The organism is Carboxylicivirga caseinilyticus (assembly GCF_050589785.1).
Classification (GTDB): Bacteria; Bacteroidota; Bacteroidia; order Bacteroidales; family Marinilabiliaceae; genus Carboxylicivirga; species Carboxylicivirga caseinilyticus.
This window is the reverse complement of record NZ_JBNGOX010000075.1, coordinates 1-7,666: the sequence shown is the minus strand read 5'-3', so window position 1 is coordinate 7,666 and position 7,666 is coordinate 1. Positions and strand designations below refer to the sequence as shown.

Genomic DNA, 7,666 nt, shown 5'->3' with positions numbered 1-7,666 from the left:
AAATCCCCTGAAGGGGACTTAGGGGTGACATAAAATGATATTTTATTACAAATTGAAACTAACGTTGTTCTGATGTTTAGTTTTTGGACACCCTCTTTCTTTTATCTGAAATTAAAGTTATTTCTTAAATACTTTAAACAATTCTGATTTTCCGTCAGATTCAACTTTAACCAGGTACATACCTTTTTGATTTAATGAAATCACCTCACGTTTAGCAGCAGTTTTAACTTGCTTAACTAAACCTCCGGCCAAATCATAAACAGTAATCATTGATGATGCACCTTCCATTTCAACAGTAAATTCTCCTCTTGAAACTGTTGGGTAAACTTTACTTGAACTTTGCTTACTTCCAAGATCAATTCCTGAAGCAACATCAAATGTTATAGTATATGTTTTTTTAGTTGTAAGATCTGCAGCAGTTACAACAATAGTAGCAACACCAGGAATAGATGCTGGACCATCAATTGTATAAGTTGCATTTGCATCATTTGTTGCCAGAGTAATTGCTGGATCTGATCCTGCAGCAACTGAAACGGTATAATCGTATGTTGTTGGAGCAAATCCATCAATTGTTACACCATCAACAGCCAAATCACTCAAAGTAGCATCTGTTCCGGCATAGCCCTGAGGTCCATTCATAGCATTCAAAGCAATGGTTTGATCATCCATGACCCCGGCATAAATATTAAACTCATAAACAGAGCCCAACCATGTATTATCAGCTGGATATACAGACTCACAAATATATGCGTAAGCATCACTTAAATAAACTATTCCATTCGTTGTAGTTAATGCTCCTGCACTTTGTAATGTTCCATCCAGATACAATTTAATAGCATCCTTTGTAATGATTGTAACTAAATGATGCATTCCTGAATTATCATCATCAACATTAGAACCATCAGCACCAGATTCAGAACTCCATGGACTGCCAGAATTCTGACATGATATAGCAGCTCTACTCTTTGTAGCAGTAAAGATATAATCATAGCCATAAGTACCTGAATTACCAAATGAAGTTACCATTGTATTTAAGTTAGCATTGGTAGTATTTGGATCATCCACAATAAAATGCTCAAAAGTTATACTTGCGTATGTATTAATTGCAATATCACCTGCTGGAAGTTCAATATAATCACCAAGTGTACCGGCATTATACATACCCTCAGTAATGGTTCCGCCATGGATAATTCCATCAGCACCACCAACTACATCTTTAGCTGTTCCATCAAGGAAAGTGTATGAATGCATCAATGCAAAATCCTCGTTATAAACATGATACTTGATTACATAGTCGCGTGTATATGATGTATTGGTTGCAGTAACAGTAATAGTTACACTACCTTTCTTCACAGTAGAAACATCTATTGTTCCATCACCACTTATTGTACAAGTAGCATCCTGTGCTACTGCATCAAGAATAAATTCAGTAGTTCCTTCTGGTAATACAACGCGATATTCATTTACATATGGATCAAATACAGGATATAATTCATTATCTCCGATGCTTAATGAAGCCAAATAGGTATTAAATTGAGTTTCTACCTGATCTGGTGAAATGATAGACCAAACAGCCAGGTCATTACCAAGCCACTTATCGGAATAAATACCTGTTCCTAAATTCGAATCGTTTGTTCCCATGTAAACATTCTCGAAATTATTAGCTCTGGCAACAGAAACAATTCTGAATCTTCCTTTTTCAAATTCGTCCAATTCAAATTTACAACTATCAAGGTCACCTGTTAATTCAGCATCCATTACCATATCCCATACATTATCACCGGAAGCAAGTGCCAATCTCAAGTAATTTCCATCATTGTTCTGGATATAATATTGACCATCAACATCAGACTCTTTGAATTGAATAATCTGACTTGTTTCGTCTTTTAATGGTTCATATAGACGGATATAAGTATCTTCTCTTTCACCAATAACATAACCTGATAGTTCGTGTTGAATGTAGTAATTAGTATTAACCTGAACATCTGTAGCATAGATATTCAAATTGTAATCCATTTCACTTAAACCATCTTCAGAAACCACATGAATAGTTGCAGTAGCAGCTCCATCAGAAAGGTTAATTGTACCATCTCCGGTAACTGTAGCATTAGCCCACATAGGCACTCCGGTTAATGTAACAGAAGTCGCACCATAATCAGCTCTAACATTATAATCTGTAACATCAGGATCGAAATCTGTAACCAAAGTTCCTCCTGCTACCTGAATATCTGATAATCTTTCTGAGGTTGCACCATCATTAAGATTAATATATACATAATAGAATTTTTCATTTCCACTTAAAGCCGCAACTGCAATTTCCACATCTTCTCCAAATTCATCGAAGGTTACAACACCATCTTCTCCAACAATTGCACCAGCTCCTGTAGTCATTTCATAGGTTGCTACTCCTGCAGCAGTCTCTACTGTGAAAACAGCTTCAGTTGATCCATAAGGCACATATAAATCATACTCTAGTACTTCAGGATCAAATGCTGGTGTCATTTCACCTGGTACAGCTGACAAAACGGCTAAATCTGCATTTACATAATCCTCACCAACATAATTGATAAAGTTACTCATGACAGTAGTAGCATCCATTTCTCCCTGATAAATATTAAATTGATCAATCACACCTTCCCAAGTTGGATCATTCCAGTAAGCACGTCCAAGGTAAGCGTAAGCCGCATCAATAGCATAAGTTGCTGTAGCTTGTTCTCCAATAAGAGCACCATCAACATACATGGCAATCTTAGCGTCGGTCATAATCACAACAGCATGATGATATTTACCATCATCATTACTATCAACCTGAATCTTTGGGTCTGTATTATTTTTATAGACTCTGAATTGCCCCCAGGTATTAACACCTGCCATAATACTACTGGCACCTTCTGCTCCACCAAAATATGTAAACCAGTTCCAGTGCCCATCATTTGCACCTACTGATGAGTTATACATAAACTCAATGGTAATTCCACCTGTATAAGAGTTCAAATCTAAAGCAGAACCATCAAAAGTAACGTAGTCGCCATTAGAGTCAAATACAAGTTCGCCGTTTACAATACTAGGAGTACCTACTAAGGTACCATCTACTGAACCTGTTTGATCATAAACAGAGGTCGCATTATAAGTACCTTCTTCAAAAGAATAAGAATGCATTAATGTTTGCCCCAAAGCTGGTGAAACACTAACACCAAGAATCAAAATAAAAAACCAAAATTTTTGAAGTAAAAATCTTTTTTTCATAGTTAGCTTAATTTAAAAAATTCATCCCCTATAAATGTTAATTTGTGTTGCAATGTACTAATTAATGATATTTCAGGACTGTCACTTTTTCGTCATATAACATTAAAAATTCATCATGCATTAAAAAACAAATGCAAAAACGTTTCAATACCTGTAAAATAAGACTGTTCACTTGACTTACAACAACCCACAAAACATAAACCACACTTCATTGATTTTGTTTATATTACACGCTTATAAATAAACTATTCACTAACAACAAAGGGTTTATTATTAATTATTCGATTAATTAATCTCCAAATTCTTTAACTTAAACCAAAAAAAGAAGAGACCTTAAAAGATCTCTTCTTAAAACTCTGTTTTTTTTTATTTTTTAAACACTTTAAATATCTTTTCTGATGCAGCAGTTGTTACCTTAATTAGGTACATGCCGTTTTGATCAAGGGAAATAATTTCACGAGCAGCACTAGTAACTATTTGTTTTACCAACCCACCAGATAGATTATAAACTGAAATTACGGAAGACTGTCCATCCATCTCAACGGTAAATTCTCCTGAAGTAACCGTTGGATAAACTTTGATCGTACTTTCTTTTGAATCTTTGCCAATTCCGGTAGCGATCTCAAAATCGATAGTGTAAGTATTTTTTGTTGTACCATCTGCTCCAGTCACCTCAATAGTAGCTGTACCAGGCACAGTAGTTGCCTGTACCACATTGGTAATATTAGCACCCGCTACCTTAACAGTACCAGCAACAACAGGTATAGTGCCTTCAGCAACAGCAACAGTATAGTTTAGATTTGCCGAATTAAATCCTTCCAGACTCGAATCATCAATTGTAAGATCTGCTAAAGTAGCATCAGTTGTTTCTGAGTCAACATTAAAGAATGCATATCTCTCAGCAGCTTCACCAACAGTCATCATACCACTGTAAACATTGAATTCATATACCGAACCTAACCAGGTGTTATCTGAAGTATAACCAGACTTACACAAGTATGCATATGCATTACTCAAATTATAAACCTTATTATTGTCTGTTAAGTCACCTGCCCCAATAAACTGCCCATTAATGTACATGGAAATTGAATCGTTGGTTAAAACATTCACCATATGATAGAAATTACCATCATCTGTTAGATCTGAGCCACTATAGCCTGACTCCGAATTATATGGAGCTCCTTCATTTAAACAGGATATAGCTACCCTGCTTTTTACAGAAGTAAATACACCATTAGCTCCTAAACCGTTTACAACATCGCCGAAGTAAGAAAGCATTGTTGCATTATTAGGATTAGCTGTTTCGGAATCGTTAGCTATAAAGTATTCAAATGTTACACTTGGATAAGTATTGATTGCAATATCAGCCGCTGGAAATTCAATATAATCCCCCAATGTACCAGCTTGATATACACCAGAAACAATAGTACCACCGTAAACATAACCATCAGCATCACCAACTACATCTTCAGCAGTTCCATCAGCAAAAGTATAAGAATGCATTAAAGTCAATGCATTGTCCAATTGATAAGCCAGAGTATAATCCTGGGAGTTTTTACCATCGGCTGATGTAACAGTAAAAGTTACAATACCCGATCCTTCCGGAGCCACTGTTATTGTTCCATCTCCAGTCACAATGGCGGTTGCATCAGCTGCTATTACATCTAAATCAAAACTAGTTGTACCTGCGTCCAATAAAGCATGATATTCATACTGACCTGCAGAAACAGATGGATATACTTTACCCGAAGAGACAGCAAGTGAAGAAATCTCTAAATTAGCATGAACAAAAGAGGGCACATATGTTCCGCCAGTTATTAATCCATGATTCATTCCAGAAGATAAATCGACAGCCTGACTTGGGTTATTTAAATCGAAATTATAATAAGCAACTAAGTTAGCTTCATCACCATTGAGTGACTGATATTTATTCTGACTTAGTAATTCCGGGGAAATGGAATCATTCCAGATTTTAACATCATCGACTAATCCTTGGAAAGTACGAGACCAATAACCATCCCATGTTCCAATGTATGTTTTATTTTCGCTCCAATTAATAGGCGTAAAATTTGCGGCTTCGGTGTATTCTATACCATCTAAGATCAATGTCCTTGATTTTTCAGTAACAATAGCGGCTACATGATGCCATCCATCTGTTACTTCATGAGTGACAGTAGGTCCGGCATATCCATCTCCATCACCTGTGGCATTTAACCTTAAAGCATCATAGCTGGTTTGCCATCCTACATAACATATACCATCATTTGGTGAACCATTAGCATTAATTAAAAGAGCAGCATAATCTGGCTGAGGAATTGCTTCGGGTTTAAACCACATTTCAATTGTATATGGCAATGTACTTAGGTTAAGTCCAGAAATATCAATATTACTTTCTTCACCATTAACCCCAGGTAAACTCATTGCATAATTAGTCCCATCAGCAGGAACAAAAGTTATCGAATAACTATCAGACACTTGGGTATCTTGAGAGGTAATACCTAATGTAACACTTCCTGATCCATTTGTTAAAGAGACAGCTCCATTACCTGAAACAGTTGCATCTGGATAATTTGGCACACCTGTAACATCAACCGACGTGCTACCTTCTGGAACAATAACTTCATACGCTTTAGTTTCCGGATTAAAGACCGGATCCAATGCTCCAACAGACAATTGAATATCTTTTAAACTAGCATCATCAGTTCCATCAGATGCATAAATAGATACATAATAAGTTTTTGTTGTACCACTCAAAGCAGTTACTTCTATTCCAATATCAATTCCTTTTGCTTCGTAAGTAACCAAATCATTTGTGAATTCTGTACCATCATTAATATCATAAACAAGATAGGTTGCAACATCAGCTTCAGGAACGATTGTAAACTGTGATTGTGTTGTACCATATGGTACATACATATAATAATCCACTTCAGCAGGATCAAAAGCAGGATCAAACACTCCTTTATCAGCAGATAAAGATGCAAGATTTGCATTTATATAATCCTCCCCTACGTAATTAATGAAACGACTCATTACGGTTGTGGCATCCATTGCACCATCATAGATATTAAATTCGTCTATTTTACCATTATAGTTTGGATCGTTCCACACACCTTTAAATAAGTATGCAACATCGGTTCCAATGGTGCTAATATAATCAGCTCCTGCTGTAGAAATTTCGGCAACCACATTACCATCCAGATAATATGTTAATGCTGCACCATTAAGAACACATACAACATGATGACTCTTACCATCATCTAATTCTGTTCCATCCAAACTGGCAGTAATAGTCGTTGAAGTATTATTTACTTCTACTCTGGATTGATTACCTGAACGTGTTGGCTGATACCATAAACAACCGCTACCTGCAGTTGATGTGCCATAATAGGTAATCATGGTAAATTTTCCAACATTTTCTTGATTCCCTGCAATAACAAAAGCCTCCAATGTAATAGCCGAATATGTATTCAAAGCCAAAGCAACTGGATCAAATTGGATATACCCGTCAGTGCTAGCTGTTGCACCTGAAACAATACATTTACCATCGGCTACAGAGATTTTATCTCCAACAAAGGTTCCATTTAAAGTACCTTCCTGATCAAATACAGTGGTTGCATCATATGTACCATCTTCAAATGTGTATGAATGCTTTAACGTCTGTGCTGATAAAGACATTGAAAACATGGCACTAACAACAAAAACTGCAAGGCAAATTTATTTTAGTAAAGATCTTTTTTTCATAGTTAGCTGATTTAATTAGACATTTTGAGGTTTATATAACTAATAGTAAAAAATTCGAATTACTAGTTAAATGGAGTTTATATTTCACATTGGATTACGTGTAGATCAATATTAACCAATCTCTTAATTTTTGAATAATACAAATTCGATGAATAATGTCATTTATTTGATTGCAAAATCGTTGATAAAATCATATCAACTTATAAAACAAACCCTTATTCCATAGAAATGATTTATTGATTATTGATATAAATAAACAGTTATTAACATTTTACAACATCAGGAAGCCAGTCCACCAATATGTTAGTACATAATAAAATTGCAATCCCAAATATTAATAACGAAACAAAAAATAGCATGAGGTAATATCGAATCAGTCGAAAGATATCTAGAGAGATAACAGATAATCTTAAACTGAAAGAAAGATTATTTTTAATATCGAATCAAATAATAGTTTTATTTATTCATTGACTTCATATTCGATTATGATCAAAAAAAAGAGGGTGTCCAAAAAGTGATTCTGCAAATAAGGAATCTTTCAAATTGTAACTTTACTTTCATTATACCCCACCAAACCTCCTCTAAAAGGGAGGCTTAAGTCCCCTTCAGGGGATTTAGGGGTGACATAAAATGATATTTTATTACAAATTGAAACTAACGTTGTTTTGATGTTTAG

Annotated in this window: 2 protein-coding genes; both read right to left on the bottom strand. The window is 35.3% G+C overall.

Annotation, left to right across the window (positions count from 1 at the left end; genetic code table 11):
• Nucleotides 1-117: 117 nt before the first annotated feature.
• On the bottom strand, nt 118-3,246 hold the full coding sequence (locus ACRD62_RS22055; protein WP_430822250.1) for a cadherin-like beta sandwich domain-containing protein: 3,129 nt from the start codon (nt 3,244-3,246) through the stop codon (nt 118-120).
• A gap of 366 nt (nt 3,247-3,612) precedes the next feature.
• Nucleotides 3,613-6,924, bottom strand: a complete 3,312-nt coding sequence (locus ACRD62_RS22050) for a LamG-like jellyroll fold domain-containing protein (protein ID WP_430822249.1) — start codon at nt 6,922-6,924, stop codon at nt 3,613-3,615.
• Nucleotides 6,925-7,666 lie beyond the last annotated feature (742 nt).